This window comes from Pseudarthrobacter sp. NamE2, from assembly GCF_005796205.1.
Classification (GTDB): domain Bacteria; phylum Actinomycetota; class Actinomycetes; order Actinomycetales; family Micrococcaceae; genus Arthrobacter.
On record NZ_VAHN01000015.1, the window covers coordinates 47,194 to 72,959 of the forward strand.

Annotated in this window: 26 protein-coding genes; 16 read left to right on the forward strand and 10 right to left on the reverse strand. The window is 65.9% G+C overall.

What is annotated here, in order from left to right:
- Nucleotides 1-191 precede the first annotated feature (191 nt).
- Nucleotides 192-1,361 carry an ADP-forming succinate--CoA ligase subunit beta gene (gene sucC, locus FDW83_RS15935; protein WP_138139061.1) on the forward strand — a complete coding sequence of 390 codons (1,170 nt, stop codon included), beginning with the start codon at nt 192-194 and terminating at the stop codon, nt 1,359-1,361.
- Nucleotides 1,362-1,391: 30 nt separating this feature from the next.
- Nucleotides 1,392-2,294: a succinate--CoA ligase subunit alpha gene (gene sucD, locus FDW83_RS15940; RefSeq protein WP_138139062.1), complete on the forward strand. Its 903-nt coding sequence runs from the start codon at nt 1,392-1,394 to the stop codon at nt 2,292-2,294.
- A gap of 179 nt (nt 2,295-2,473) precedes the next feature.
- On the opposite strand, the gene FDW83_RS15945 is transcribed toward sucD, so the two are convergent.
- The 3 genes from FDW83_RS15945 to FDW83_RS15955 all read right to left on the reverse strand — a co-directional run bounded on the left by FDW83_RS15945 (nt 2,474) and on the right by FDW83_RS15955 (nt 3,898).
- Nucleotides 2,474-2,956, reverse strand: coding sequence for an SRPBCC family protein (locus FDW83_RS15945; RefSeq protein ID WP_138139063.1), 483 nt, complete (start codon nt 2,954-2,956; stop codon nt 2,474-2,476).
- A gap of 16 nt (nt 2,957-2,972) precedes the next feature.
- Entirely contained in the window at nt 2,973-3,314 is a 342-nt protein-coding gene (locus tag FDW83_RS15950) for a helix-turn-helix transcriptional regulator (RefSeq protein WP_138139099.1), read from the reverse strand.
- Between the two features lie 116 nt (nt 3,315-3,430).
- Nucleotides 3,431-3,898, reverse strand: coding sequence for a MarR family winged helix-turn-helix transcriptional regulator (locus FDW83_RS15955; protein ID WP_138139064.1), 468 nt, complete (start codon nt 3,896-3,898; stop codon nt 3,431-3,433).
- A 199-nt stretch (nt 3,899-4,097) separates the two neighbouring features.
- On the opposite strand from FDW83_RS15955, the gene FDW83_RS15960 reads away from it, so the two are divergent.
- Nucleotides 4,098-5,309: an MFS transporter gene (locus FDW83_RS15960; RefSeq protein WP_138139065.1), complete on the forward strand. Its 1,212-nt coding sequence runs from the start codon at nt 4,098-4,100 to the stop codon at nt 5,307-5,309.
- Nucleotides 5,310-5,381: 72 nt separating this feature from the next.
- Nucleotides 5,382-6,506, forward strand: coding sequence for an LOG family protein (locus FDW83_RS15965; RefSeq protein ID WP_138139066.1), 1,125 nt, complete (start codon nt 5,382-5,384; stop codon nt 6,504-6,506).
- A gap of 15 nt (nt 6,507-6,521) precedes the next feature.
- Here FDW83_RS15965 and FDW83_RS15970 read toward each other — a convergent pair whose 3' ends face one another.
- Both FDW83_RS15970 and FDW83_RS15975 read right to left on the reverse strand, forming a co-directional pair.
- Nucleotides 6,522-7,430, reverse strand: coding sequence for a matrixin family metalloprotease (locus FDW83_RS15970; RefSeq protein ID WP_171027590.1), 909 nt, complete (start codon nt 7,428-7,430; stop codon nt 6,522-6,524).
- A 37-nt stretch (nt 7,431-7,467) separates the two neighbouring features.
- Complete coding sequence (locus FDW83_RS15975; protein ID WP_138139067.1) at nt 7,468-8,658, reverse strand: VIT1/CCC1 transporter family protein; 1,191 nt, start codon at nt 8,656-8,658, stop codon at nt 7,468-7,470.
- A 253-nt stretch (nt 8,659-8,911) separates the two neighbouring features.
- On the opposite strand from FDW83_RS15975, the gene FDW83_RS15980 reads away from it, so the two are divergent.
- Nucleotides 8,912-9,139, forward strand: a complete 228-nt coding sequence (locus FDW83_RS15980; protein ID WP_138139068.1) for a hypothetical protein — start codon at nt 8,912-8,914, stop codon at nt 9,137-9,139.
- A gap of 98 nt (nt 9,140-9,237) precedes the next feature.
- Here FDW83_RS15980 and FDW83_RS15985 read toward each other — a convergent pair whose 3' ends face one another.
- Complete coding sequence (locus tag FDW83_RS15985) at nt 9,238-10,758, reverse strand: sodium:solute symporter (protein ID WP_138139069.1); 1,521 nt, start codon at nt 10,756-10,758, stop codon at nt 9,238-9,240.
- A gap of 266 nt (nt 10,759-11,024) precedes the next feature.
- On the opposite strand from FDW83_RS15985, the gene FDW83_RS15990 reads away from it, so the two are divergent.
- The 9 genes from FDW83_RS15990 to FDW83_RS16030 all read left to right on the forward strand — a co-directional run bounded on the left by FDW83_RS15990 (nt 11,025) and on the right by FDW83_RS16030 (nt 21,148).
- On the forward strand, nt 11,025-11,600 hold the full coding sequence (locus tag FDW83_RS15990) for a cupin domain-containing protein (protein WP_138139070.1): 576 nt from the start codon (nt 11,025-11,027) through the stop codon (nt 11,598-11,600).
- Between the two features lie 109 nt (nt 11,601-11,709).
- The gene (gene speB, locus FDW83_RS15995) at nt 11,710-12,774 is read left to right on the forward strand and encodes an agmatinase (protein WP_138139071.1); all 1,065 of its coding nucleotides are present in this window, start codon (nt 11,710-11,712) and stop codon (nt 12,772-12,774) included.
- A gap of 2 nt (nt 12,775-12,776) precedes the next feature.
- Nucleotides 12,777-14,471 (forward strand): thiamine pyrophosphate-binding protein, encoded by a 1,695-nt coding sequence (locus tag FDW83_RS16000; RefSeq protein WP_138139072.1) that lies wholly within the window; start codon nt 12,777-12,779, stop codon nt 14,469-14,471.
- A gap of 136 nt (nt 14,472-14,607) precedes the next feature.
- Nucleotides 14,608-15,078 carry a MarR family winged helix-turn-helix transcriptional regulator gene (locus FDW83_RS16005; protein WP_138139073.1) on the forward strand — a complete coding sequence of 157 codons (471 nt, stop codon included), beginning with the start codon at nt 14,608-14,610 and terminating at the stop codon, nt 15,076-15,078.
- A 10-nt stretch (nt 15,079-15,088) separates the two neighbouring features.
- Complete coding sequence (locus FDW83_RS16010) at nt 15,089-16,693, forward strand: MFS transporter (protein ID WP_138139074.1); 1,605 nt, start codon at nt 15,089-15,091, stop codon at nt 16,691-16,693.
- A 170-nt stretch (nt 16,694-16,863) separates the two neighbouring features.
- On the forward strand, nt 16,864-17,280 hold the full coding sequence (locus FDW83_RS16015) for a thioesterase family protein (protein WP_138139101.1): 417 nt from the start codon (nt 16,864-16,866) through the stop codon (nt 17,278-17,280).
- Between the two features lie 52 nt (nt 17,281-17,332).
- On the forward strand, nt 17,333-17,590 hold the full coding sequence (locus FDW83_RS16020) for a hypothetical protein (protein WP_138139075.1): 258 nt from the start codon (nt 17,333-17,335) through the stop codon (nt 17,588-17,590).
- A 104-nt stretch (nt 17,591-17,694) separates the two neighbouring features.
- On the forward strand, nt 17,695-19,926 hold the full coding sequence (locus FDW83_RS16025; protein ID WP_138139076.1) for an McrB family protein: 2,232 nt from the start codon (nt 17,695-17,697) through the stop codon (nt 19,924-19,926).
- Nucleotides 19,913-21,148 carry a restriction endonuclease gene (locus FDW83_RS16030; RefSeq protein ID WP_138139077.1) on the forward strand — a complete coding sequence of 412 codons (1,236 nt, stop codon included), beginning with the start codon at nt 19,913-19,915 and terminating at the stop codon, nt 21,146-21,148. The genes FDW83_RS16025 and FDW83_RS16030 overlap by 14 nt, the downstream gene beginning before the upstream one ends.
- Nucleotides 21,149-21,166: 18 nt before the next feature.
- Here FDW83_RS16030 and FDW83_RS16035 read toward each other — a convergent pair whose 3' ends face one another.
- Nucleotides 21,167-22,822, reverse strand: coding sequence for a cell wall metabolism sensor histidine kinase WalK (locus FDW83_RS16035; RefSeq protein ID WP_138139078.1), 1,656 nt, complete (start codon nt 22,820-22,822; stop codon nt 21,167-21,169).
- Between the two features lie 88 nt (nt 22,823-22,910).
- Between FDW83_RS16035 and FDW83_RS16040 the strand changes: the two genes are divergently transcribed.
- Nucleotides 22,911-23,675, forward strand: a complete 765-nt coding sequence (locus FDW83_RS16040) for a response regulator transcription factor (RefSeq protein WP_138139079.1) — start codon at nt 22,911-22,913, stop codon at nt 23,673-23,675.
- Here FDW83_RS16040 and FDW83_RS16045 read toward each other — a convergent pair.
- Nucleotides 23,648-24,058, reverse strand: coding sequence for an Hpt domain-containing protein (locus FDW83_RS16045; RefSeq protein ID WP_138139080.1), 411 nt, complete (start codon nt 24,056-24,058; stop codon nt 23,648-23,650). The genes FDW83_RS16040 and FDW83_RS16045 overlap by 28 nt on opposite strands.
- A 285-nt stretch (nt 24,059-24,343) precedes the next feature.
- Between FDW83_RS16045 and FDW83_RS16050 the strand changes: the two genes are divergently transcribed.
- The gene (locus FDW83_RS16050) at nt 24,344-24,736 is read left to right on the forward strand and encodes a hypothetical protein (RefSeq protein WP_240721018.1); all 393 of its coding nucleotides are present in this window, start codon (nt 24,344-24,346) and stop codon (nt 24,734-24,736) included.
- Here the strand turns inward: FDW83_RS16050 and FDW83_RS16055 are convergent.
- Nucleotides 24,733-25,167, reverse strand: coding sequence for a very short patch repair endonuclease (locus FDW83_RS16055; protein WP_138139081.1), 435 nt, complete (start codon nt 25,165-25,167; stop codon nt 24,733-24,735). The two genes, FDW83_RS16050 and FDW83_RS16055, sit on opposite strands and share 4 nt — an antisense overlap.
- A gap of 56 nt (nt 25,168-25,223) precedes the next feature.
- Nucleotides 25,224-25,652 (reverse strand): pyridoxamine 5'-phosphate oxidase family protein, encoded by a 429-nt coding sequence (locus FDW83_RS16060; RefSeq protein WP_138139082.1) that lies wholly within the window; start codon nt 25,650-25,652, stop codon nt 25,224-25,226.
- Between the last annotated feature and the right edge of the window lie 114 nt (nt 25,653-25,766).

Genomic DNA, 25,766 nt, shown 5'->3' on the forward strand with positions numbered 1-25,766 from the left:
TGTCGTTACTCACATAAGCGGTAGTCTGGGACGGGCCGGTCCCGACAAAGGACTAAAGTTCCCAGAGGAGCATCACGCCGCGTGGCTCGTTTCCAGACAGGCCGCCGCGGCGTGCAATCCGCAGCCCGGTCATCGTCTTCGATGGTGTCCGACTGTACAGAAACTACTTCGACGTAGAAGGACACTAAACCGTGGACCTGTTTGAATATCAGGCGCGCGATATGTTCGAAAAGCACGGCGTTCCCGTGCTCGCCGGCATCGTGGCGCACACCCCTGAAGAAGCAAAGGCTGCTGCCGAAAACATTGGCGGAGTCACCGTCGTCAAGGCACAGGTGAAGATCGGCGGCCGCGGTAAGGCCGGCGGTGTCAAGGTTGCCAAGTCCGCTGATGAAGCCCTTGAGCACGCCACCAACATCCTGGGCATGGACATCAAGGGCCACACGGTCAACAAGGTCATGATCGCGCAGGGCGCGGACATCGCCGAGGAATACTACTTCTCCGTCCTGCTGGACCGCGCCAACCGCAACTACCTGGCCATGTGCTCGGTAGAGGGTGGCATGGACATCGAGCAGCTCGCCGTCGAACGCCCCGAAGCCCTTGCGAAGGTCGCCATCGATCCCGCCGTCGGCATCGACCAAGCCAAAGCCGATGAAATCGTTGCTGCCGCCGGCTTCGCTGAGGAACTGCGCGGCAAGGTGGCCGGCGTTATCCTCAAGCTCTGGGACGTCTTCAAGAAGGAAGATGCCACCCTGGTGGAGGTCAATCCGCTGGTCAAGACCGGCTCGGGCGACATCCTGGCCCTGGACGGCAAGGTCTCCCTGGATGAGAACGCAGACTTCCGCCACGTGCACCACGCAGAGCTCGAGGACAAGGCAGCGGCCAACCCGCTGGAGTCCAAGGCCAAGGAACTGGACCTGAACTACGTCAAACTCGACGGCGAGGTTGGCGTGATCGGCAACGGTGCCGGTTTGGTTATGTCCACCCTGGACGTCGTGGCCTACGCAGGCGAGAACCACGGCAGCGTGAAGCCCGCCAACTTCCTGGACATCGGCGGTGGTGCCTCGGCTGAGGTCATGGCCAACGGCCTGTCCATCATCCTTGGCGACGAGCAGGTCAAGAGCGTGTTCGTCAACGTGTTCGGCGGCATCACCGCATGTGACGCCGTCGCAAAGGGCATCGTTGGAGCCCTCGCCGAACTCGGCAAGGAAGCCAACAAGCCCCTCGTTGTCCGCCTCGACGGCAACAACGTCGAAGAAGGCCGCCGCATCCTCACCGAAGCCAACCACCCGCTGGTGACCCTGGCCGCCACCATGGACGAGGGCGCCGACAAGGCCGCCGAGCTCGCCAACGCCGCCCGCTGATCGAGCCCGCCGAGATCTAGGAAAAGAATCATGTCTATCTACCTCAACAAGGACTCCAAGGTCATCGTCCAGGGCATCACCGGCGGTGAAGGCACCAAGCACACCTCCCTGATGCTCAAGGCCGGCACCAACATCGTCGGCGGCGTCAACGCCCGCAAGGCGGGGACCACCGTCCTGCACGGCGACAAGGAAGTTACCGTTTACGGCACCGTCAAGGAAGCCATGGCGGAAACCGGTGCAGACGTCTCCATCGTCTTCGTTCCGCCGGCATTCACCAAGGCTGCAGTCGTGGAGGCCATCGAAGCCGGCATCGGCCTCGTTGTTGTCATCACCGAAGGCGTTCCGGTCCAGGACTCCGCCGAATTCTGGGCACTGGCCCAGTCCAAGGTGGACGCCGACGGCAAGCAGGTCACCCGCATTATCGGACCGAACTGCCCCGGCATCATCACCCCGGGCGAGTCCCTCGTGGGCATTACCCCAGCCACCATCACAGGCAAGGGCCCCATTGGCCTGGTCTCCAAGTCCGGCACCCTGACCTACCAGATGATGTACGAGCTGCGCGACCTCGGCTTCTCCACCGCCATCGGCATCGGCGGCGACCCCATCATCGGCACCACCCACATCGACGCCCTGGCCGCGTTCGAGGCCGACCCCGAGACCAAGGCAATCGTGATGATCGGCGAGATCGGTGGTGACGCCGAAGAGCGTGCCGCCGACTTCATCAAGGCCAACGTCACCAAGCCGGTTGTCGGCTACGTGGCCGGCTTCACCGCACCGGAAGGCAAGACCATGGGCCACGCCGGCGCCATCGTGTCCGGTTCGGCCGGTACGGCACAGGCCAAGAAGGAAGCCCTTGAGGCAGCCGGAGTCAAGGTGGGCAAGACGCCGTCCGAGACCGCCAAGCTGCTGCGCGAGGTCTACGCAGCCCTCTAGCACTGCACAGGAAGCGGCACCGCCTGCTGTCCCTTGGGACGGCACGCGGTGCCGCTTTGCTTTAAGTACGACGACGCTTTAAGTACGACGACGGCGGGCGGCAACCCGACTGGGTGGCAGTCAACGTCGTGAAATCGTAAGTCCACGACGTCAAGTGCGAGTTAGTTGGTGCTTGCGTCCTAGACCTTGGCGCTGCTAAGCAGCTCGTCCAGCCGCTCGTAGCCTTCGCTCATGCCGCCCTCCATGCCGGACTGGGCCATACCATCCCGGGCTTCCTGGCTGGGGTAGACGGAGTGGCCGCGGAGGCGCGTCCTGCCGTTGCCGAGGTCCTCGAATGTCATGAACTCCAGGCTGACCACATCCGGGTAGCCGCCGAACTCGAAGGTCTGGACGGCGAACTCGTTCTCACGGACGGTGTGGAAGATGCCCTTGAACTCGTAAGGCACACCCTCGGGACCGGTGTGCAGGTAGCTGTAGCTGCCGCCCGTCCGGAAATCGTAGTGGTCGATTTCCATCTTGTACCCGCGCGGGCCCAGCCACTGGACGATCAGGTCCGGTTCCTTATGGGCCCGGAAAACATCCGGGACAGGAAAATCGAACTCACGCTCGTAGTCGATGAAAGGAACGCCTTCCGGAACACTGAGTTTCAGGGGATTGCTCATGATGATTCCTTGTTGGTTAGTCGCCGCTGGGATCGGCGTTTGACCTGAGTAAGGCGTCGAGGCTGCGGAACTGATTTTCGCGGACCAGCCTGTACTGGTCGATCCACGCGGTCAGCGCCTCAAGCCGCGCCGGATTAAGGTGGACGGGCCTGCGTTGGGCCTCCCTGGTACGGGTTACCAGTTCCGCCTGCTCGAGCACCTGGATGTGTTTGGAGACCGCCTGCTTGGTGATCTCAAACGGTTCAGCCAATTCATTCACCGTGGCCGGCCCCCGGCTAAGCCGGGCTATGATGCTCCGCCGCACGGGGTCCGCCAAGGCCATAAAGGCCAAGTCCAGTGCCTCGCTGCTGGAACCCATGACGGCCTCGTTAATCAACCTATATCTTTATCAACCAGTTGGTTGTTTAAGAGTACGCCGGTGCTGGTTCAACCGCAATGCATCTTTGAGCTCTTGTTATGGCCGGATCACCGACGTCATGAGCTGCTTGCGACCTGGGCCGGGGCGAGCAGCCGGGGCAGGGCGTCCACCAAGGGTGCCAGTTCGGGGATGTTCTGGGCCTCCGCCAGGGCCCGTTCCAGCGTGGCGTCGTGCACTGGCCGGGCCTCCGCGAGCAGCCTGCTGCCGCTTTGGGTGAGTTCCGTGTAGATGCCCCGCCGATCGTCATCGCACAAAATCCTGGTCAGGAGCCCGCGGTCCTCCAGCCGGTTCACCAGGCGGGTGGTGGCGCTGGGGCTGAGGGCGGAGGCCCGGGCGAGCTGCTGCATGCGCATGTGCCATCCGTCCTGGCGGCTCAAGGCGTCCAGCACCGTGTACTCCACGACAGACAGCTTCGACTCTGCCTGCAGGGACCGCTCAAGCTCTCCTTCAATCAGTCCGTGCAGGGCCGCCAGGGTACGCCAGCCTTGCGCCCGGACTTCGACGGCGTCGTCCTTGATGCCCATGGATACTCCTTTCGCGGAAAGCGGCCCCTCAAAAGAACGGACCACGTGACGGGGCACTAGAATAGTTGCTTGCGCTGGATAATTGCATGTGCAACAATAAATCCCGCGCCTGCAACTATTTTAGGCGCCTTTTTCAGCCGCGTACAGCCGACGCCGTAGACCGGTAACCACCTCAGTTCAGCTCAAAAGGAGCAATGCCATGCCTGTTGGCCTGATAGCCCTCGCCCTTGGCGGATTTGGAATCGGACTCACCGAATTCGTTATCGCGGGTCTTCTCCCTGATGTTGCAGCCGACTTTGGTGTGAGTGAGGCAACGGCCGGGTGGTTCATCTCCGGCTACGCTCTTGCCGTGGTGGTCGGCGCGCTCGGGCTGACGGCGGCAGTGACCCGGCTGGAACGCAAGCCCGTGCTCGCCGGCCTGCTGGTTCTCTTCATTGCCGGCAACCTGCTGTCCGCGACGGCGGCGGACTACTGGCCCATGATGCTCGGCCGCATCATTGCCGCCCTCTCCCATGGCGCCTTCTTCGGCATCGGGGCGGTGGTGGCGGCCGGGATGGTCCCGCCCAGCAAGAAGGCCGGTGCCATCGCACTGATGTTCACCGGGCTCACGGCAGCAAACGTCCTCGGTGTTCCGTTTGGCACGCTGCTCGGCCAGGCCGCTGGATGGCGGGCCACGTTCTGGGCCATCACGGCCATCGGTGTTGCTGCGCTCGTGGGAATCCTCGCGCTGGTACCCAGGTCCGCAGGTGAAACTGAGAAGGCAGGAAGCCTGCGCTCGGAGCTGACCGCGTTCCGCTCGGGCCAGGTGTGGCTGTCCATCGTGGTCACTATCCTGGGCTTCGGCGGCATGTTTGGCGCCTTCACCTACATCGCCTACACGCTCACAGAGGTCTCCGGCTTCGCCGCCTCCACCGTCCCGTGGCTGCTCATCGTCTTCGGCGTCGGTCTCTTTGCCGGCAACACCCTGGGCGGTAAGGCGGCAGACCGGAACGTGGACCGGACGCTCCTGGCGGTCCTCGCCGTCCTGGCCGTGGTCCTCGTGGCCTTCGCGGTGACAGCCGGGAACCAGATCCTGACTGTTATCTCCCTGGTCCTGATGGGCGGCTTCGGGTTCGCCACGGTGCCCGGCCTGCAGATGCGCGTCATGAAGTACGCCCCGGACGCACCCACGCTCGCATCCGGCGCCAACATCGGTGCCTTCAACGTGGGAAACGCGCTGGGCGCCTGGCTGGGCGGGGTCACCATCACGGCGGGCCTGGGCTACACCTCACCCATCTGGGCCGGCGCGGCCATCACGCTGCTGGGCCTGGCGGTTATGGCGTACGCGGCGGCGACTGCCAGGCGGAGTGCCGGCCGCGCGGAGGTCCCGGCAGAAGCGCCGGTGGAGGCAACGGAGGGCCTGCGCCTCTGAGTTTTTGTCCAGTTACGCAGCGGGCGGCGCAGAACCAGGGAGAGGACGACGGCGGTTGGCTAGGCTGGGTGGATGACCAACCTGGGCCCCACTCCCCGCAGCCTCGAGGTCCAGGACCTGCAGGCCTTCGACAGCCTGGTGACGGCCGGCGCGGTGCACCTGGAGGGCTGGCACGCGCAGTCCCTGGACCTGCGCGGCAGATCCGCCGCACTGGACAGACTGGATGTGGAAGGCGCCATCTTCCTTGGCTGTACCTTCGACGAAGGCATGGAAAGCAGACTCCGCAGCCGTGGCGCGCTGATTTTTCCGCGGCTTGAGACGGTTCCCTTCAACCCATACCGTTCCGGGCTGTACTCGCCGGCCGAACTCTATGACGGGCTGGCCAACAAGCCGTACGAGGAACTCCCGGACGCCCGCATCTACCAGTGGAGCATCCAGCCCGGGCAGCGGCACCGCCTTGACGCCACGCTCGCCTCCGCCCTCCACGACCAGGCCATTGGCGATGCCTTGGACGAACTGCTCCTGTCCCGTCCCTGGGCGGGGAAGGCCGTGGTAGGCGTCATGGGTGGTCACGCGGCGCAGCGGGGGACAGAAAGCTACGCACAGGCGGCACAGCTGGGAAGGCTGCTGGCGCGCAACAGTTTTGCCGTGGCGACAGGCGGGGGACCGGGCGCCATGGAAGCAGCCAACCTGGGGGCATACCTCAGCCAGGCGGACGACGGCGGCCTGCAAACCGCGCTGGACATGCTTGCCTCCGTCCCTGGCTTCCGTCCCTCCGTGTCAGCGTGGGCACGCGCGGCCGCCGCCGTCGTCGAACACTTTCCAGACGGGACGCCCTCGCTGGGCATCCCCACCTGGTTCTACGGGCATGAGCCGCCCAACTACTTCGCCACCGCCATCGCCAAATACTTTGCCAACGCGGTCCGCGAGGCCATCCTGCTGGAGCTTTGCCAGGGCGGCATCGTTTTCCTGCCCGGCGCGGCAGGCACGGTCCAGGAGATCTTCCAGGACGCCTGCGAAAACTACTACGGCGCCCGGGAAAAGGTCACGCCCATGGTGCTGGTGGGCCGCCGGCACTGGGAGCACGACTACCCGGCGTGGCCGCTGCTGCACACCATGGCAGCGGGACGGGATATGGCGGAGCGGATCTTCCTGGTGGACACGGTGGACGAAGCCGTGGCGGTACTGCAGGGCTGACCGGTTCCTTCCCGCTCAGAGGTCCTTGCGGCACTGGGCCTTGCTCAACTCGTACAGGCCGTTCAGGTCGCCGTCGGCCAGTCCCTCAGGCAGGCCGATCTCCGGGTACATAAGCTGCCGCGGATCCTCCACGTGGTCCAGGCCCATCACGTGGCTGAGCTCGTGCAGGATCACGGCCCTGGCGTACAGGTGGCCGTCCGGGTTGGTCAGCTCGTTGGCGATCTGCGGGGCGTCCAGGTCCAGGCCGCCGGTAACAAAGGTTTTGGGACCATCGGCGTAGCTGAAATGGGTGCTGCCGCCGGTGCCGATGACTTTCCCCTTGAGCTGCGGCGCCACCTCTGGCGTGGTCCATGCGATGAGCAGGGGCGCCCAGCGCTCGCCGTAGGCGTCCGGCTGGTACGGCGGGCGCTGCGGCGACGGCTGCTCATGCGTTGTGCCGTCGTACACGAACTCGATGCCGGTCGCCGCGGAAATGGTGGCGATTGCTTCGGTGACCAGATGCTCGGCACCGGCCGGGGCGAGGCCGGAGTTGACCACATAATGCAGGGGCCGGCAGGGCGAGTAGCCGACGGGGCTGCCGTCACCGTTCACCGCCAGGAAACGGTAGGCGTTACTGCCCACGGCAGGCGGGTCCGGCGTTCCCAAGGGAGCGTCTGCCTCTTCATAGCCCGGGGGAGGAGTGTCCACGCCGGGTTGCGCTCTCCCGGACGGGGTGTCATGCGATGGCGCGGTGCGTTCACCGTCCTCTTGCCGGGCGTTGCCGGGGCCGATGCGGACGTCCAGCAGTTGCTTGACCCGGGGATCGTCCAGCACCAGGGCGCCGCCAAAGACTGCTGCCAGCAGGAGCGCGCCGGTCAGCATCGAGCGGTAGCCCAGCCCGCTGCGTGGACGCGGGCCGGCGTGGCGCGGCGGTCGGTTGTCCATCAGGAAACCTGCGGCATTGCACCGCGGGCTGCCGCCACTAGCCCACCACGGTGCCGAAGACGAGCCCCAGCAGGTAGGTCACCGCGGCGGCGCCCATGCCGATGGCCAGCTGGCGCAGGCCGCGGGTGAATGGGGAGGTGCCGGACAGCAGGCCCACGATGCCGCCGGTTGCCAGCAGGGCGATCCCCACCAGCACGCCGGACACCACCAGGGCGGCCATTCCGGTCATGCCGAAAATGAACGGCAAAATGGGCACAATCGCGCCAGATGCAAAGAAACAGAAGCTGGAGAAGGCAGCGCCCAAGGCTGTGCCTACAGCCTCGTGCTGGTCCTCGTCGTCGGGCAGTTCGGGGTGCAGGGAGAGGCTGGGATCACAGTCGCACGAGTACACTCCCATCCGCTCCGCCACCCGGTGCTGGGCCGCCTCCTGGGACATGCCCCGGGCCAGGTAGACCAGGAGGAGTTCGTTGTGCTCGATGTCCAGTTTGGGGGCCGCAGCAAGGGTGATCTGGGTGGGACGGGTGGCGGCCAGCAGTTCCCGCTGGGACCGGACCGAGATGAACTCGCCGGCGCCCATGGACATGGCCCCGGCCAGCAGGCCTGCGATGCCGCTCAGCAGCACCACGCTGCTGGCCACGCCCGAGGCGGCCATGCCCATCACCAGCGACAGGTTGCTGACCAGGCCGTCATTGGCGCCGAAGACCGCGGCACGGAACGTTCCGGCAAGGCGGTTGCGGCCCCGTGTTGCCAGGCCGCGGACCACTTCCTCGTGGATCTGCTCGTCGGCAGCCATCGCATCGGTGGCGTTGGGATCCTTGGCGTAGGGTGAGCGGCCTTCCGCCCGCTGTGCCAACGCCAGCACGAACACGGAACCGAAGTTCCGGGCCAGGAAGCCGAGGAAGCGGCTGCGGAAGGACGCCTGCCGCGGCTTGCCGGCCTGGTCGCCCAGCAGGGCAAGCCAGTGGGCTTCGTGCCGGCCTTCGGCTTCGGCAAGGGCAAGGAGTATTTCCCGTTCCTCGCCCTGGCGGTTCTGGGCCAGGTCGCGGTAGGCGGCGGCCTCGGCGCGCTCATCGGCCAGGTACTGCCGCCACCGTTTGATGTCCGCGGCGGTTGGGGCGGACACGTGGCTCCCGGTGCCGGGGGATCGGGAAAGCCTGCTGCCGGCAGGGGCGCCACTGGAGCGGGTGGAAGCAGACGGTGGATGGTCTGGTTGGGCGTGCTGTGACACGGAAACTCCTGGGCTGTATAGGGCATGCTGCGGCCCCATTGCAGGTGCCAGCTTACTGCGGATTTCCGCGGTTTTTTGGCTGGCCGACCTCGCTTGAAGGTTTCGGCACACCTAATTGCCGGCCTCCCTGCGCACGCTGCGCCGGCCGCACGAACCTATTGACCCGCCTGCCTGCCGGTGTTGTGATGAAAGTGTGGCGCCGCCGGCGCCCCGTCGACAAGAGCACGTCAGGCGAACAAACGGAGGTTGAATCATGAGCACCACCGGACAGCACCCGGACATGCCGCACCTGGACTCCGTAGAAGCGGACCCCGCCTACGACTACGCGGAGGATGCGCCGGTAGTTGAGGACGACTGGGACGCGGAGGACGAGTTCCTGGACGAGGAAGAACCCGTTGTCCAGGCACCGCCGGTGATTATCGACGCCGAGGACCGGGTGGTTCCCCTGGAGGACCCGGACGAGGTCCGCGAGGCCGAATAGGACAAACGACGGCGGCGCCTTCCTTCGCGGAACTGCGAAGGAGGCGCCGCCGTCGTACGTTGTCGTACCGGAAGTTGCGAAGGTTCCGGACAGTGCCGTCAGGGGGCGATTACTTCCCGGGCCGGAGTGTCCGCGCCTTCCTGGCCGGACACCCGGCGCTGCCAGGTGCGCATCACCTGCGGGTCGGTGGGCGGGGTGGCGAGCGACACGGCGACGTACACCAAGGCCGAGGCGAGAAGGCCGTAGTAGATGGGCTCGTTCGCGTAGATGCCGTCCAGCGGCGCCTTGGCGTTGATCTCGAGGATGATCATGGTGCCCAGGGTGACGACGGAACCGGCCGCCATGGAAACAGCCGCAGCCAGGCCGGTGCCGCGCTTCCACACCAGGCCGCCCAGGATGGCCACCAGGAGGCCGCCCACCAGGATGTCGTACGCGATGGTCAGCGCCGCCACCACGTCCTTGGTGATGATGGCGATAACGATGGCGATGATGCCCAGGGTGAGGACCCAGACGCGGTTGGCCTTGACGTCGTGCTCGGGGTTGTCCGTGTCCCCGGTATTGACCTCCTTGCCGAACCAGCTGGCCACGAACGGCAGGACGTCGGCGCGGGCCACGGTGGCGGCGGCGATCAGGGCGCCGGAGGCGGTGGACATCATGGCCGCGACGGCGGCTGCGAGGACCAGGCCGCCGATCCCGACGGGCAGCAGGTTCTGGGCCACTTCCGCGTACACGTCATCCTTGGCGGCGATCTCGATGTTGGACAGTGCCACGCTCGCCGCCATGCCGATCAGGGCGCCTGCCACGCCATAGAGGATGCAGTAGATGCCGGCCGTGGCACCGCCCCACCTGGCGACGCCCGGCGTTTTGGCGGTGAAGACGCGCTGCCAGATGTCCTGGCCGATCAGCAGGCCCAGGGTGTAGACCACGAAGTAGGTGATGATCGTCTGGACGCCGATGCCGTCGATCTGGAAGAAGCTTTCGTCAACGCGGCTGCGGATGCCGTCGATGCCGCCGGCAGCGTTGAGGGTGAAGGGGAGCATCAGGACGAAGATGCCGACGGTCTTGATGACAAACTGCACCTGGTCCGCCAGGGTGATGGACCACATGCCGCCGATGGTTGAGTAGACCAGCACGATGGCACCGCCGACGGCGATTGCCAGGGCGCGGTCCCAGCCGAACAGGACCACGAAGATGGTGGCGTAGGCGCCTGTGGACGTGGCGCACAGCATCAGCGTGTAGGCGAGCATCACGATGCCGGAGGCTTCTGTTGCCCGGCTGCCGTAGCGCAGGGTCAGCATCTGGGAAACCGTGTAGATCTTCAGCTTCTGGAGGGTTCCGGCGAACAGCAGGCTCAGGACCAGGACGCCCGCGCCGATAGCCACCACCAGCCACATGCCGGAGATGCCGAACTTGTAGCCGAGCCCCACGCCGCCCACGGTGGAAGCGCCGCCCAGGACGACGGCGGCCATGGTGCCGGTGTACAGGAAGGGGCCGAGCCGGCGGCCGGCCACCAGGAAGTCACTGTTGTTCTTTGTGCGGGATTTGCCCCACCAGCCGAAGGCCAGCATTGCGAGCAGGTACACCACCACGATGGCGATGTTGATGACGCTTACGTCCATATTTGGCTCCTTGGAGCGGGTTGGCAGCTTGCGGCTTTGTCCTGCGGGGGAGGGCCAGCCTGTGCTGCGACATTCGGGGACGAGAGGGAACTCTCAGAGATTGCCCTATAGGCAACAAGTGTTTTCCAAAGGTTAGGCTGTGACGGCAGTAACAGTCAAGGGCGGATCCACGCGTTGCGGCGCGCGCCATGGAGGCGTCACAGAAGATGCGGGCCATTAGTATTGCTCCAGAGCGGGGCCGGGCGGCCGGCCATGAAAGGTTCGTGATGAAGGCACTGCCAGTTGAGCCAAGCAATGTTCCTGTTGCCATCGGCTCCCGGATCCGGGCGGCCCGGCAGGCCCAGCGGCTCACCATCGAGCAGGTGGCTGACGCCACGGGGCTGACCAAGGGCTTCCTCAGCCGCGTCGAGCGGGACCTGACGTCCCCGTCCGTGGCCTCGCTGGTCACGCTGTGCCAGGTCCTGTCCATTTCCATCGGCGACTTGTTCGCAGCGCCGGAAACCCATCTGACCCTGCGCAATGAGGGCCCGCGGATCTCGCTCGGCGGCCAGGGAATCGTGGAACGCCTGCTGACCGCCCGGTCCGAGCGCCGGATCCAGATCATCCAGGCGTGCATCGAGCCGCACGGCCGCGGCGAATCGGAGCTTTACGCCGTGGACTGCGATGTGGACGTCCTCCATGTCATCAAGGGCAGTATCCGACTGATCCTCACCAATGAGCAGTACGACCTCAGCGCCGGGGACACCGTGACCTTCCCCGGGCGGGAGCCGCACACCTGGATCAACCCCACGGACAAGCCTGTCGAGGTGCTCTGGGTCCTGGTTCCCGCAGCCAGTCGCTAAACCCAGTTGGGCTTGCAGTTGCTGTTGGTAAACAGTTGGTGCGCATAGGAAAACCCGGGTGTATGATGGCAGTCACATCAGTCATCGACTCCTCGAAGGAGAGCCTCCAGTGGAAGAGCTGCGCATCGAAGCCAACGGCAACATTGGCCCCATCGATTCATCCCGTATTCCCCGCTATGCCGGTGCCGCCACCTACGCCCGCCTCCCGCGCCTGGACCAGGTGGCCAAGGCTGACGTCACGGTTGTAGGTGTCCCCTTCGATTCAGGCGTCTCGTACCGCCCGGGCGCACGCTTTGGCGCCAACCACATCCGCGAGGCCAGCCGGCTGCTCCGCCCCTACAACCCCGCCTGGGATGTCAGCCCCTTCGAGAACGTGCAGGTGGCCGACGCCGGCGACATGGCAGTCAACCCCTTCCACATCAACGAGGCCATCGAGAGCATCCAGCAGAACGCCCTCGACCTCACCGCCGGCGGCAGCAAGCTGTTGACCCTTGGCGGCGACCACACCATCGCGCTGCCGCTGCTTCGCGCCGCAGCCGAACGTGCCGGCGGGCCGGTCGCCATGCTGCACTTCGATGCCCACCTGGACACCTGGGATACCTACTTCGGCGCCGAATATACCCACGGCACCCCGTTCCGCCGGGCGGTGGAGGAAGGCATCCTCGATACCGAGGCCATCAGCCACATCGGCACCCGCGGCCCGCTGTACGGCAAGAAGGATCTCGACGACGACCACCGCTTCGGGTTCGGCATCGTCACCTCCGCGGACGTCTACTACCAGGGCGTGCTGGAAACCGTGGCCAAGGTCCGCGACCGGATCGGCAACCGCCCGCTGTACATCTCCGTGGACATCGACGTCCTTGACCCGGCCCACGCGCCGGGCACCGGCACCCCGGAGGCCGGCGGCATCACCAGCCGCGAACTCCTCGAAATCATCCGCGGCTTCCGCGGCATGAACCTGGTGGGCGCGGACGTGGTCGAAGTTGCCCCGGCCTACGACCATGCGGAACTCACGGGCGTAGCCGCAAGCCACGTCGCCTATGAGCTGGTGACCCTGATGGCGGATAACGCCGTGCCCGGCGACCGGTTCGGCGCGGCAACGGGCTACGCCGCCCAGGCCCTCGGCCAGGAAGTACGCCGGCCCGCCGGGTTCGCTGTGGCCGGCAAGGAGTAGCCGTGATCGACTTCGATCCTGGAACAGCAGCCCCCGCCAAAGGGAAAGGGACCCGCAACGGCGGGGACCTCGTCGTCGAAACGCTTGAGGCGCTCGGTGCGAAGACCGTCTTCGGCATCCCGGGCCAGCACGCACTGGGGCTCTTTGACGCGATGGGCAGGGGGAACCTGCAGTTCGTCTCCTCGCGGGTGGAGAACAACAGTGCCTTCGCTGCCGACGGCTACTCCCGCGCCACCGGTGAGGTGGGCGTGCTGTTCCTCTCCACCGGACCCGGTGCGCTGACGTCGCTGGCCGGTCTGCAGGAGGCCTATGCCACGGGCGTTCCGATGGTGGTGGTGGCCAGCCAGATTCCGCTGGAAGGCCTCGGCGCCCGGCGCAAGGGCATGCTGCACCAGCTCGATGACCAGAAGGCTTCCGCCGCGAATGTGACCAAGAGCCAGCGGCTGATCCAGCATGCTTCAGGCATCCCGTCGGCGATCCAGGACGCCTGGACCGAGGCGATCTCCTCGCCGCAGGGTCCGGTATGGATCGAGATCCCGCAGAACGTGCTGCTGGATTCGATCATGGTTCCGCCCGTGGAGGACGCCCTGGCCGAAGCCGCGGACAATCCGCCGCGTGTGGAGCTGGTCCGCGAGGCCGTGAAGTGGCTGGAATCCGCGGAACGCCCGGCCATCATCGCCGGCGGCGGAACCCGCCGCGGCCGGGCCGAGAAGCCGCTGCTGTCCATCGCCGAAAAACTCCGTGCCCCGGTGATCTGCACTCCGGGCGGCAACGGCGCGTTCCCCTGGAACCACGAACTGTCCCTGCAGTCCTGGATCGAGGACCGCTACATGACCGACGTCCTCGAGGACGCCGACGTGCTGCTGGTCATTGGATCGTCGCTGGGCGAGGTGACCTCGAATTACTTCACCTTCGAACCCCGCGGCCGGATCATCCAGATCGACGCCGAACCGCGCGTGCTCGAGTCCAACCGGCCCGGCCTGGGTATCCGTGCCGACGCCGGGCAGGCCCTGGCGGCGTTGGACGAGGCTCTCCAGGCCGGAAGGGCTACCGCACCGGACTGGCACGGGCAGCCGCCGGAGGAACTGGTCAAGGACGCACTGGCGAAGGTCCGGTCGCGGCTCGAGTCCCAGGACCTGGGCAAAGAGTTGCGGTTCATGGCGGACATCCGCGAGGCCGTTCCGGCGGACATGCAGACGTTCTGGGACATGACCATCGCCGCGTACTGGGGCTGGTCCTGCTGGGACGCCCGCGAAGGCCAGTTCCACTCCGCCCAGGGCGCGGGCGGGCTGGGCTACGGCTTCCCCGCGGCCATCGGTGCCGCCGTCGGGCTGGAGACGCAGGGCAGGCCCGGCAGAGTGCTCGCGGTCTCCGGCGACGGGTCCTCGATGTACTCCATCTCCGAACTGGCCACGGCGAAGCAGCACAATGTGCCGGTCACCTGGCTGATCGTCGACGACGGCGGCTATGGCATCCTGCGCGAATACATGGTGGGCGCCTTCGGCAAAGCCACCGCCACGGAACTGGCCCGGCCCGACTTTGTGAAGCTCGCCGAAGCATTCGGCGTGCCTGCCGTCAAGGTGGCCCCCGAGGATGTGGGGGACGCGCTGACGGCTGGCTTCGCGGCCGACGGGCCCAACGTCGTCGTAGTGGAAACGCTCCTGAAGATGTTCGCGCCCACGCATCTGGCCACGTAACAAAAAACCAGAGGACCCCGGCTTCCCTCAGAAGCCGGGGTCCTCCGGCTTTAAGGGGCAGCAACGCGATAGTTTCCCAAAGCAACCAACATGGCGTATAGTTGCTTTAGGCAAACAAGTGGGGAGCGATTGAAGGATGGCTGTAGCGCCTGATACGGCAGCCGATCTCGTGTACCAGATCTTCGACCTCCAGCGGGCAGTACGGTGCATTGCCACCGCCAACGTGCGCGGCCAGGACACCGGGGTGGCCCTCCAGGGCGTCCTCCGGTTCGTGGGGGAGGGGGAGGCCCGCGCCACCACACTCGCCGAAAAGCTCGGCGTCAGCACTCCTGTCCTCAGCCGGCACATCACCGAGCTGGAGGAGCAGGGGTTTGTGGTCCGCAGGCAGGATCCCGACGACGGCCGGGCCCAGTTGGTTGCCCTCACGGCGTCAGGCGCGGAGAAGCTCCGGCACATCGAGGAGCGGCGGACCGCCGTCCTGCAGGATTACCTCCGCGACTGGAGTGAGGAAGATGCCGGCAGCACGGCACAGACCCTGCAGAAACTCACTGAATCACTCAAGAAATCAGCCCGGGCAAAGACGGCCGGCACCACCACAACCCCGTAGGAGAAGCTGTATGGCAAGCCACACCGCCGCACCGGAACAGTCCGGCCCGCAGGCGCAACAGGAGATGTCGCACCGGCAGATCATGGAAGCGCTCACCGGGCTGCTCGCGGCGTTCTTCACCGCGATCCTCAGCAGCACCATCGTGGCCAACGCGCTGCCCACCATCATGTCGGACCTGCACGGCACCCAGACCGACTTCGCATGGGTCATCACGGCCGCCCTGCTCGCCAACGCGGCCACCACCCCCATCTGGGGCAAACTCGCCGACCTCTACAACAAGAAGGTGCTGGTCCAGCTCAGCATCGTCGTCTTCGTGGCGGGGTCCGTCATGGCCGGGCTCTCGGAAACCATCCCGCTCCTGCTGGTGGCACGCGTCATCCAGGGCATCGCGATGGGCGGCCTGACAGCATTGGCCCAGGCCATCATCGGCACCATGATCCCGCCGCGGAACCGGGGCAAGTACTCCGGCTACATGGGTGCCGTCATGGCCGTGGGAACCGCCGGCGGCCCGCTGCTGGGCGGCTTCATCGTGGACAGCCCGCTCGGCTGGCGCTGGACGTTCTTCGTCTGCGTGCCGCTCGCCGTCGTCGCCCTGGTCCTGCTGCAGGTGACACTCAAGATCCAGCATGTCCGGCGTCCGGCGAAGATCGACTGGCTCGGTTCCATCCTCCTGACCACCGGCGTGAGCCTGCTCCTGATCTGGGTATCCTTCGCCGGCAACCCCCAGTACTACGACTGGATCTCCTGGCAGTCCGCATTGATGGTGGGCGGCGGCGTCCTCCTGCTCGCACTGCTGGTACTCGTGGAGTCCAAGGTGGAACAGCCCATCATCCCGCTCAAGATCATTTCCGAGCGCACCACCGCGCTGGCGATCCTGGCCTCCGTGGCCGTTGGCATCGCCATGTTCGGCTCCTCCACCTTCCTGGGCCAGTACTTCCAGGTGGCCCGTGGCGCCACGCCCACCGAGGCTGGCCTCCTCACCCTGCCGATGATCGCCGGCAACCTCGCCGGTTCAGTCGCCTCCGGCCTGCTGATCACCCGTACGGGCAAGTGGAAGGGCTACCTGATCGCCGGTTCCATCCTGCTGATCGGCGGGCTGGGACTCGCAGGCACCATGGACCACACCACCGAACTCTGGCACGCCGGAATCTTCACGGCCGTGCTTGGCCTTGGCCTTGGCATGCTGATGCAGAACCTCGTCCTCGCCGTCCAGAACACCGTCCGGGCCGCCGATATCGGTACCGCCAGCGCCTCCGTGGCGTTCTTCCGCTCCGTCGGCGGTGCCATCGGCGTCTCCGTCCTCGGCGCGGTGTTGGCGAACCGGGTCAGCGAACTCGCCACCCAGGGGCTGGCCGCTGCCGGGATCCCCGTCCAGGGCGGCAACGCCGGCAGCAGCATGGACCTCGGCCACATGCCCGAGCCCGTCCGCGACATCATGCGCGCCGCGTACGGCGACGCCACGGCGGAAGTGTTCCTGATCTCGGCAGTGGTGGCGGTGGTGGCACTGGTATCGGTGCTCTTCATCAAGGAGAAGCCGCTGCGCCGGACCGTGGACATCCAGCCGGAGCCGGCGGGGAAAAGCGCGACGGCGGAGCTCGCCTCCACGGGCAGGTGACCCCGCGGGGTATTCCCCGCGGATGATCTTTTGCCGGGCTGTTTTCCGCCCGGAAGGAGTTTCGTAGAGTGGGAAGGCTAAAGGATGTCTACAAGGAAGACCGGAAAGACCGCAACGTGGGAAACACCAACACAACCAACGGGCACCAGCGGATAAAAGTCCTGGTGCCCATGCGGTGGGGCGATATGGACGCCTACGGGCACATCAACAACGTGCAGATCGTCCGCATGCTGGAGGAAGCGCGCATCGGCGCCTTCGGACCGCCCAAGGGGGCGGGCCTGCCCGGCATAGAACCGCAGGTGTCCCTGTTCAACGCGGTCCCGGACGGCACTATGGCCTTGGTGGTGGACCACAAGATCCGCTACGTCAGGTCCCTCGAGTACCGCAACGTGCCCGCCGTCGTGCACGTGTGGATCGGCGCGGTCAAGGGAGCAAGCTTCGATATCCACTACCTCATCCAGGACCCCGTCACAGGTGAGGAATGTGTGAAGGCCAGCAGCCACCTGGCCTTCGTGGATGAAAGCACCGGCCGCGTCCAGCGGCTGACCCCCGAACAAAAGCAACGCATGGCGCCCTACACCCAGTAGGGCCGCTGCCAGCACCCAGACCACAGCAATCACCAACCGCGAAAGGAACCCCATGGCCAAGAACAAGTCCCGCGTCGCCAGGAAGAAGAAGACCTGGAAGGAAATGTCGCCCGCGTCCAAGGCCGGGACCATCCTGGTGGGCATTGCCCAGGTGTCACTGCTGGTGGCTGCCCAGCGCGATATGTCCCGCCGCCCGGCCGAGCTCATCAACGGCCCGAAGGGCGCCTGGCGTGCTGCGGCCTTCATCAACTTCATCGGGCCCGTCGGCTACTTCACGTTCGGCCGGAAACGCGCAGCGCCGCTGGAATAAGGCTCTGCGAGGGCTGGAGGGCAGGGGCTTCCGGGGGTCCGGAAGGCCTGCTCCTCCAGCCGCCTTTGAGCAGCCCCCCAGCTTCACCCTGTAAATTTGGATGCATGACCCCCGCCTCCACTGCTGCCATGACCCGCGCCCTCGGCATCTCACGCGAGATCGAGGACGCAGCCTGGTTTGTCCTGGGGCCGGGTTTACAGGGCAGGCCGTCGGCGCTCGACGGCAGGACCCTGACCTGGACCTCTGAGGCCGCTGCGGAGCTGGCGGAACGCCTGGAGCGTGGAGCGCCGGATCCCAAGGCGCCCATGATGACCAACCTCCGGCAGAACCTGGAAGGCGCCTCGCGCGAGGCCAAACAGCTGGCGGTGGAGCTCCTGTTCCTCCAGTCCCTGCCGCTGGCCCACGAGGTGAAGTCCCTGAAGGTCAAACGGGCACGCGTGGCCGAGGCGGCGTCCTGGCTCGAGCCCCCGCTCGAGCTGCCCGAAGAGCTGTACCAGGGCATGACGGACCATGGTGTCATCAGGGACCGGACAGCCGAATTCAACTGGACCATCTGGGACCACCTCACCTGGCTGTGCCGCTTTGTGCAGCAGGTGGACCAGCACCCGCCGGCGGCCATCGCCGCGGCGCTGCAGGACCCGCTGAAATTCCACCGCCTTGCCGCCGCCACTCCCGGAGAACAGCCCGCCATCCGCCGCAGCATCGAATTCCTGGTGTGGCCCAGCTACTTTGAGCCCGTCGTCGCGGATGTGGAACGGCAGGAGATCCGCGACGCCTTCGCATCCCTGGTGGGCGGGGCAAAGGGGGACAGCGAAGAGGACATCACCGCGGACATCCACCGAATCCGGCTGCACCTGGACGAACAGGCGGGCCAGCGCATCGACTGGTACTCCCGGCAGCTGGTCAGCCAGTGGCGCAAGGTGGGCGACCCCGGGCACCGGGCCTGGCTGCTGCGGACCCACGGCGACAATACCGAACTGCTCAGTGCCTGGCAGGGCGAGGAAAAGGTCACGCTCGACGTCGAGCACCTCCGGCTGCTGAATCCGGCGGTTGCCGCCGGGGTGGTGCAACACGCGGTGGACGAGGACTACAAGCACCTTGGCTACGTGGAGCGTGAAGACACCAAAACCGCCGTCTTCGCCTTCCTCACCGTCATGAAGCCGGGCGACCTGGTGCTGTACCAGCACGCGGGCACCGTGCGGCTGGGCGGAGTGCTGGGCGAGCCCGACTACAACGACGACAACCGGCGGCTGCGCCGGAAGGTCCGCTGGTTCGCCGAAGGGCACACCACCGCCAGCCTGCCCCGCCACGTCCAGCGGCAGCTGACCACCGCGGGCATCGTGGTGGACGTGACCCGTGTAATGCCGGCACTCCAGGCCCTCCTGCCGGCTGAAGCGGAAGCCGAGCCGGAAAGCGAGACGGAAAGCGCCGCCGTCGTACCTCCCGTCCAGGACGGATTCCGCCCGCTCACCCACGAATTTGCTGACTCGCTGCACATGGAACTGGAGCCGCTCCAGGAAATCGCTGACCTGCTGGAGGAGAACCGGCAGCTGGTCCTTTACGGCCCGCCGGGCACCGGCAAGACCTACCTGGCCAAGCACCTGGCAGCGGAACTCGCTGACGACACCACGGACGAACGCGTCAAGCTGGTGCAGTTCCACCCGTCGTACGCCTATGAGGACTTCTTCGAGGGCTACCGGCCGGACAAGACCGACGACGGCCAGGTCTCCTTCAAGCTGGTGGCCGGCCCGCTGCGCCGCCTTGCCGAGGAAGCAGCCAAACCCGGCAACGAGAAGAAGCCGTACTTCCTGATCATCGACGAGATGAACCGGGCCAACCTGGCCAAGGTGTTCGGTGAGCTGTACTTCCTGCTCGAGTACCGCGACGACCGGATTTATCTGCAGTACAGCCCCAACGAGCCGTTTACCCTGCCGGACAACCTGTACATCATTGGCACCATGAACACCGCGGACCGGTCGATCGCCATGATGGACGCCGCCATCCGCCGCCGTTTTTCCTTCATCGAGCTGCACCCGCAGACCGAACCGGTCAAGGGGTCGCTGCTTCGCTTCCTGCAGGCCCGTCAGTTGGACACCACCCCGGCGCTGCTGCTGGACGCCCTCAACGCCGCCATCGACGAGTGGGATCGCGATCTGATGATCGGACCGTCCTACTTCATGAAGCCCGCCGCCCAGACGCCCGCCGGCCTTCGCCGCATTTGGAAGTACGAGCTGATGCCGCTCCTGGAGGAGCACTACCACGGCCAGCTCACGCGGGCGCAGCTGGAGGAGCGCTTCGGGCTGGACCAACTGCTGGGACGCCTTGCAGGCCGCTAATCCCGGTGCCGGGGTGCGGCACCTGGTTCTGGACGAATTGTCCCGGGGCCTGGTGGAACGGCTGGACCCGGCCAGCGCGTCCATTGTGAACGCAAGCGGCCTGGCCAAGGCTTCCCCCATGGGCATGGGGCTGTACCGCATTGAGCCGGTGGGCAAGGTGGGATCCGTCCGCACGCCTACCGTGCAGCTGGACGTGCGGCCAAAGGACCGGCTGGGGTTGAACCGGTTGCTGTTCCTGCTCAGCTACGCGGGGGAGCAGGGTTTCCGGCCGGATACCGTTGCCGCCGTGGAGGAGCGCGAGCTGTGGAGCGCCCTGGCCGAGTCCCTGGCCCAGCTTGCCGAGCGTGCCCTGGGCCGCGGCGTCCTGCAGGGCTACCTCACCGTGGACGAGTCGCTGCGGACCGTGAAGGGGCGGATCCGGATTTCGGACCAGATCTCCCGGCGGCCGGGCATGCTGGTGCCGCTGGAGGTGTCCTACGACGAGTTCACGGAGGACATTGCCGAGAACCGGATCCTGCGCGCGGCGCTCGAGCGCATGGCACAGGTCCCGCGTGTGCGCCCGGAAGTACTGAGCCGGCTGCGCCAGCTGAAGGGAAAGCTCGACGGCGTCACGCGCCTTCCAGCCGGGGCTCCGCTGCCGCCGTGGAAGCCAACGCGGATGAATCTGCGCTACCACGCGGTCCTCCGCCTGGCCGAGCTGATCCTGCGCAACGCGTCCGCGGAAAGCGGGGAAGGCAAGCAGCAGAGCGCCTCGTTTGTGGTGGACATGGCCCAGGTGTTTGAAGACTTCGTTGGCGCCGCCCTGCGCGGAGCCATGGCCGCATACCCGGGGGAGTTACGGCTGCGGTACAACGCCCTGCTCAGCGAAGCCGTCCGGGACGCGGACCGGTTGCAGGTCCGTCCGGACGCCGTGCACATGCTGGGCGGCCGCCCGGTGGTGGTCTACAACGCCAAGTACAAGGCGGCCTCGGACGCCGGGGCTTCCCTGACCGCCGACCACTACCAGATGCTGGCGCACTGCACCGCGCTGGCCGTGCCGACCGCCTGGCTGGTCTACGCCGGCGCCGGGGAGGTCAAACTCCGCCGGATCCTCAATACGGACATCGACATCGTTGAGTTTCCGCTGGATCTCGCCCAGCCGCCGTCGGAAATCCTCGCTTCAATCCGTGAGCTTGCGGAGCAGTCATGGGGCGAGGTGGTCCGGCAGCACTCCGCTGGTTGAGGAAACCACCGGAACGGCTCAAACCGGCACCCGGAATGTGAACGTGGTGCCCTTGCCCAGTTCGCTGTCCACCTCGATGGTTCCGCCGTGGGCCTCCACGATCGCCTTGCTGATCGGCAGGCCCAACCCAACGCCGGGAATGGCAGTACGCCGCACTCTGCTGGTCCGGAAGAACTTGGCGAAAACCTCGGACGCATCCTCAGGGGCCATGCCCATGCCGGTGTCGCTCACCCGGCAGGCGAGGTGGCCATCCTCCTGCGCCAGGCTCACCAGGACGTTCCCGCCGCCGGGGGAGTATTTGATGGCGTTGGACACCAGGTTGTCCAGGACCTGGGAGATGCGTTCACCGTCCACATGGGCTTCCAGCTTTTCCGGGGCGTCGGCCTCGAGCACCACGCCAGCAGCGGAAGCTTTGGGCATCGCCGAGGAGACGCTGGAGCGCACGAGTTCCGCCACGTCCACGGTATGCGGGGTGACGATGAGCTGCCCGTTCCGGCTGGCCAGCAGATCCGATACCAGGGTCAGGAGGCGTTCCGAGTTGCGGCGGATGATTTCCAGCATTTCGCGGTCGGATTCGTCCTGGTCATCCGCCAGCAGGATCTCCACGTAACCCAGGATGGACGTCAACGGGGTGCGGAACTCGTGCGAGACGCTGGAAACGAACTCGTCCTTCGTGGTCAGCGCATTCACCAGGTCCGTCACGTCGCTGAAGGCGATGACGGACCCGGCGAACTTCCCGTCGGCGTCCTTCATCGGACGCGCTGTGGTAACGAAGGCGCGCTGGTCCCTGCCCTCACCCAGCCAGACCAGATAGTCCGTGAAGGTTTCGCCCAGCACTGCGCGGCGGACGGGCCGTTCCTCCGCCGGAACCAGCGTCTTGCGGTCGGGGCCGAACACCAGGAGCTGGGATTCGTTCGGATCCGCATTGTCCTCGGGGCTCGCCAGGACGTGGTTGGCCCGCTGTTTCCGGTTCATCAGGACGTCATGCCCGTCGCCGTCGACGGCGAGGACACCCAGGTGCACCGTGTCCAGCACGGTGTTGAGGAGCGCCTCCTGACGCTGGCTGGACCGCAGGTTCGCCTGCAGCTGGGCGTCCTTCTCCTCCAGTTCGCGTTGCTGCCGCATCATGCTCAGCGTCAGGACGCTCACGGAGACCCCGATGCCCAGCATCATCACCGGGAGGAGCAGCGAGCGGGTGGCGTCCTGTGCGGTGAAGGTCCCTTTCAGCAGCAACGGGACCCAGATGATGGCAAGCGGCGCCAGGAACGAAAGCCAGAGAGCCACCCGTGGATAAAAGCCGGAAGCGCACAGCCAGATCACCGGGAACACCGCCAGCAGGCTGATACCGGTCAGGCTCTCCTGCCCGCCTTCGCGCCCAAAGCCGATGGAGACAAAGTCCAGCACCGGGAGGACCAGGAAGCTCGTATACGGCAGCCGCTCCCAGGGAACCAGGTAGCACAGGGCCATGATGGCGAACTGCGAAACGACGAACGCGGCGAAGAACGGATTCGTCGTGGTGCCCGGGAAGAAGGTCCACACCAGGAACACCGTCAGCAGCGTGGTGACGAACAGCGGCATCTGGCTCAGCGCCACACGGTGCCGCAGGCTGTACTCATGGAAGGGCCGCCGGAAGAACCACAACCGCCCCGTGGACCACTCTGCGGGCTTAGTCATCGGGCCGAGACGCGTGGGTGTGCAGGTCCATACCAGCAGGATATCCGCAGCCAGCTATACTTCTGACGTTGGCTGCTGAGGGGGCGCTATGAGTGATGCACGTGTTGGGCTGGTCATTGAGGATGACCATGACATCCGCGAACTGGTCCGTACGGTGCTTACCCAGGCCGGTTTTGACGTAACCGTTGCCAGCAGCGGAGCGGAGGGCGTCCTTATCGCCAAGCACCTGAACCCGGACGTCATCACCCTGGACCTCGGCCTGCCGGACATCGACGGCTTTGAAGTGTCCCGCCAGATCCGCGAATTCTCCGACGCCTACATCGTGATGCTCACGGCCCGCACCGAGGAGCTGGACACCCTGATCGGCCTGGAATCAGGCGCCGACGACTACCTCACCAAACCGTTCAGGCCGCGCGAGTTGCGCGCCCGCATCGCCGCAATGATGCGCAGGCCGCGCTCCGCACCTGAAGCCGAGTCCATGCCGGCGGAGGCCGCCGCCGAGGCCAATGGGCACTCGGAGCGGGGCAACTACAGCCATAACGGCCTGGAGCTGAGCTACGCCTCGCGCACTGTTGCTGTAGACGGCAGGGAAATGAACCTCACCCGTACCGAGTTCGAGCTCCTGCACGCACTGCTGGAGGCGGGCCGGACGGTCCGTACCAAGGCGGACCTTGTGCGCCGGCTGCGGGACGAGGATTACGACGTCGGCAGTTACATCAGTGAGGCGGACGAGCGTTCCGTCGAGGTCCACATGGGCAACCTGCGCAAGAAGCTCGGGGATTCGCCGCAGCAGCCGCGCTGGCTGCAGACGGTCCGCGGCGTGGGCTACCGGCTGGCGCCAGGGGAGCATTGAGCCTGCAGCCGGTGCATAGTCTGCCGGCTGCATTGGTTGATGGGGCGCAGGTACGTTGCGGCCAGTTTGGGAAGCACGACGGCGACATCCGCCTGGCGTGCCTCGGTGCGGATTTCCTTCTCCAGGTCCAGGGCCAGGCCCGCCAACCGTTCGGCCCCCACCATCTGGCTGGATGTCTTCAGGCTGAGGACGGCGTCCACTGAGTCCTCCAGGTCTCCCGTTGTCAGCGCGAGCCGGAGCCGCCCGATCCGCTGGGGCAGGCACTCGATGAAGTTTCCTACGAACACCTTGCAGTACCCCTCATCCTCTTCCAGCTCCTGCCGGAGACGGTCGAGCACGGACTGGTCGACCAGCGGCCGGGGAGCATCATCTGAGGCGCCCATGACGCTCCTTTCAGCTGGAAATTACCTCTCCGGGAACGTCACGGGAGGGTGGGGCTTATGTCTATTTCAGGGTAGGTCCGGTGCCGGGGTCCGGCAGGGATTCAGGGCAGAATTGCGGGTTTCTTGATGGGAGTGGGAATCATCCCCCAATACTTGATCCCAGTGCGGTATGTACCTAATACGTTGCGGCTGCGGCCGCCCGTCGCGCCGGGGGTTTGCGTGTTTCGAATGCTGAGGCTGGTCGTTTTGGCAGTGTTTGCGGGGGCCGGGATCGTCTTGCCCGGGATGCATCCGGCAGCCGCAGCCCCGGCGGCAGCGCAAGTGGCACTGAACCCGGCGTCCGGCCCGGCAGGGTCGGCGGTTAAGGTTTCCGGAACCGGGTTCAAGGCGGCCACGACCGGCACGGTGATCGTCGGTTCGGCGACCTTCGGCTTCCGGACGTCGGCAACGGGATCGTTTAGTACCGGAATCACGATTCCTGCCACTGCTGCTGGAAGCATCACCGTGACGGCCAAGACAGCCGCGTGGAACACGGACCTGGTGTCATATCTGGCTGCCCAGCCGGACGTCATGGGCTTCGTCTGGTTCCACCTGCAAAAGGAGGCCGACTGGCGAATCAACAGCAGCGAATCTTCCGCCGCCGCACTGAGGAACGCGTTGCTGGCCCGGCGCAGTTAGGCCGAAGATCCGCTTTCGAGGAACTGCACCAGCACATCCTCTAAGGCGGACCCGTCCTTGAGTTCGCATTCCCACACCGTGAGGACGTCCCAGCCCGCGTCTTCGAGGAGACGGCGCTGGCCGGCGTCGCGTTCCCTGGTCCGGGAGCGCTTCACTTCCCAGAATTCAGCGTTCGCTTTGGGTGCATGCTGGCCTACCCGGCAGTCGTGGAAATGCCAGAAGCACCCATTCACGAAAATGACCTTGCGGCGTCCGGCGAACACGAGGTCCGGGTTGCCGGGCAGCCGCGATGCGCCGGACCTGCCGTGCAGACGGTAGCGGTAGCCCTTGGCATGGAGCAGCCGGCGTACCAGCAGTTCAGGCTTGGTGTTCTTGCCCCGGATCCGGGACATGTTCCAGCTGCGCCGCTCCGGAGTGAGCTTGTCCGCCATGTTTCAAGTCTAGGAGCGCAAGCCTGAGATCCCGGACGGGCGCAGGAAACCCGGTGTCAGAGCTCCGGCTGCTCGCCCAGCTGGAAATGCCGGCCGCTCACGGAGACGGGATCAATTTCCACGTAGAAGTCCTTGAGGGTGGGCACCCAGGATTTCAGCCCCAGTTCCTCCACAGCTGCAAGGTCCGCTGAGTTGCTGAGCACGCGTGCCTTGGCGCGAAGCACCACTGACCACGCTTCATCGGAGAGGATGCCGTCCGCCTCGAACAGTACTGTGGAGTTGATGGTCAGCTGGGCGAGCTTGTTGCCCGGGGCTGTCCGCAGGTACACCTTCCGTTCCGACGTCACATAGTTCACCGGGAAGATGTCCGGCTCCCCGGCCACGGAGACCACCAGCCGGCCGTGCTTGGTGCCCTCCAGTAGGCGCCAGGACTGCTCATCATCGAGTTCCAGGACGGGGTTGCCATCTGCGTGTTCAAACATCATGCCCACATTCTTCTACGCATCGTAGAAATATGCCAGGGGTTTCGAGGGGCGGTTTTCACCCCCTGCGGCGTCCGAGCCCGTTCCACCATGGCGCGAACAGGTGGACGACCAGCC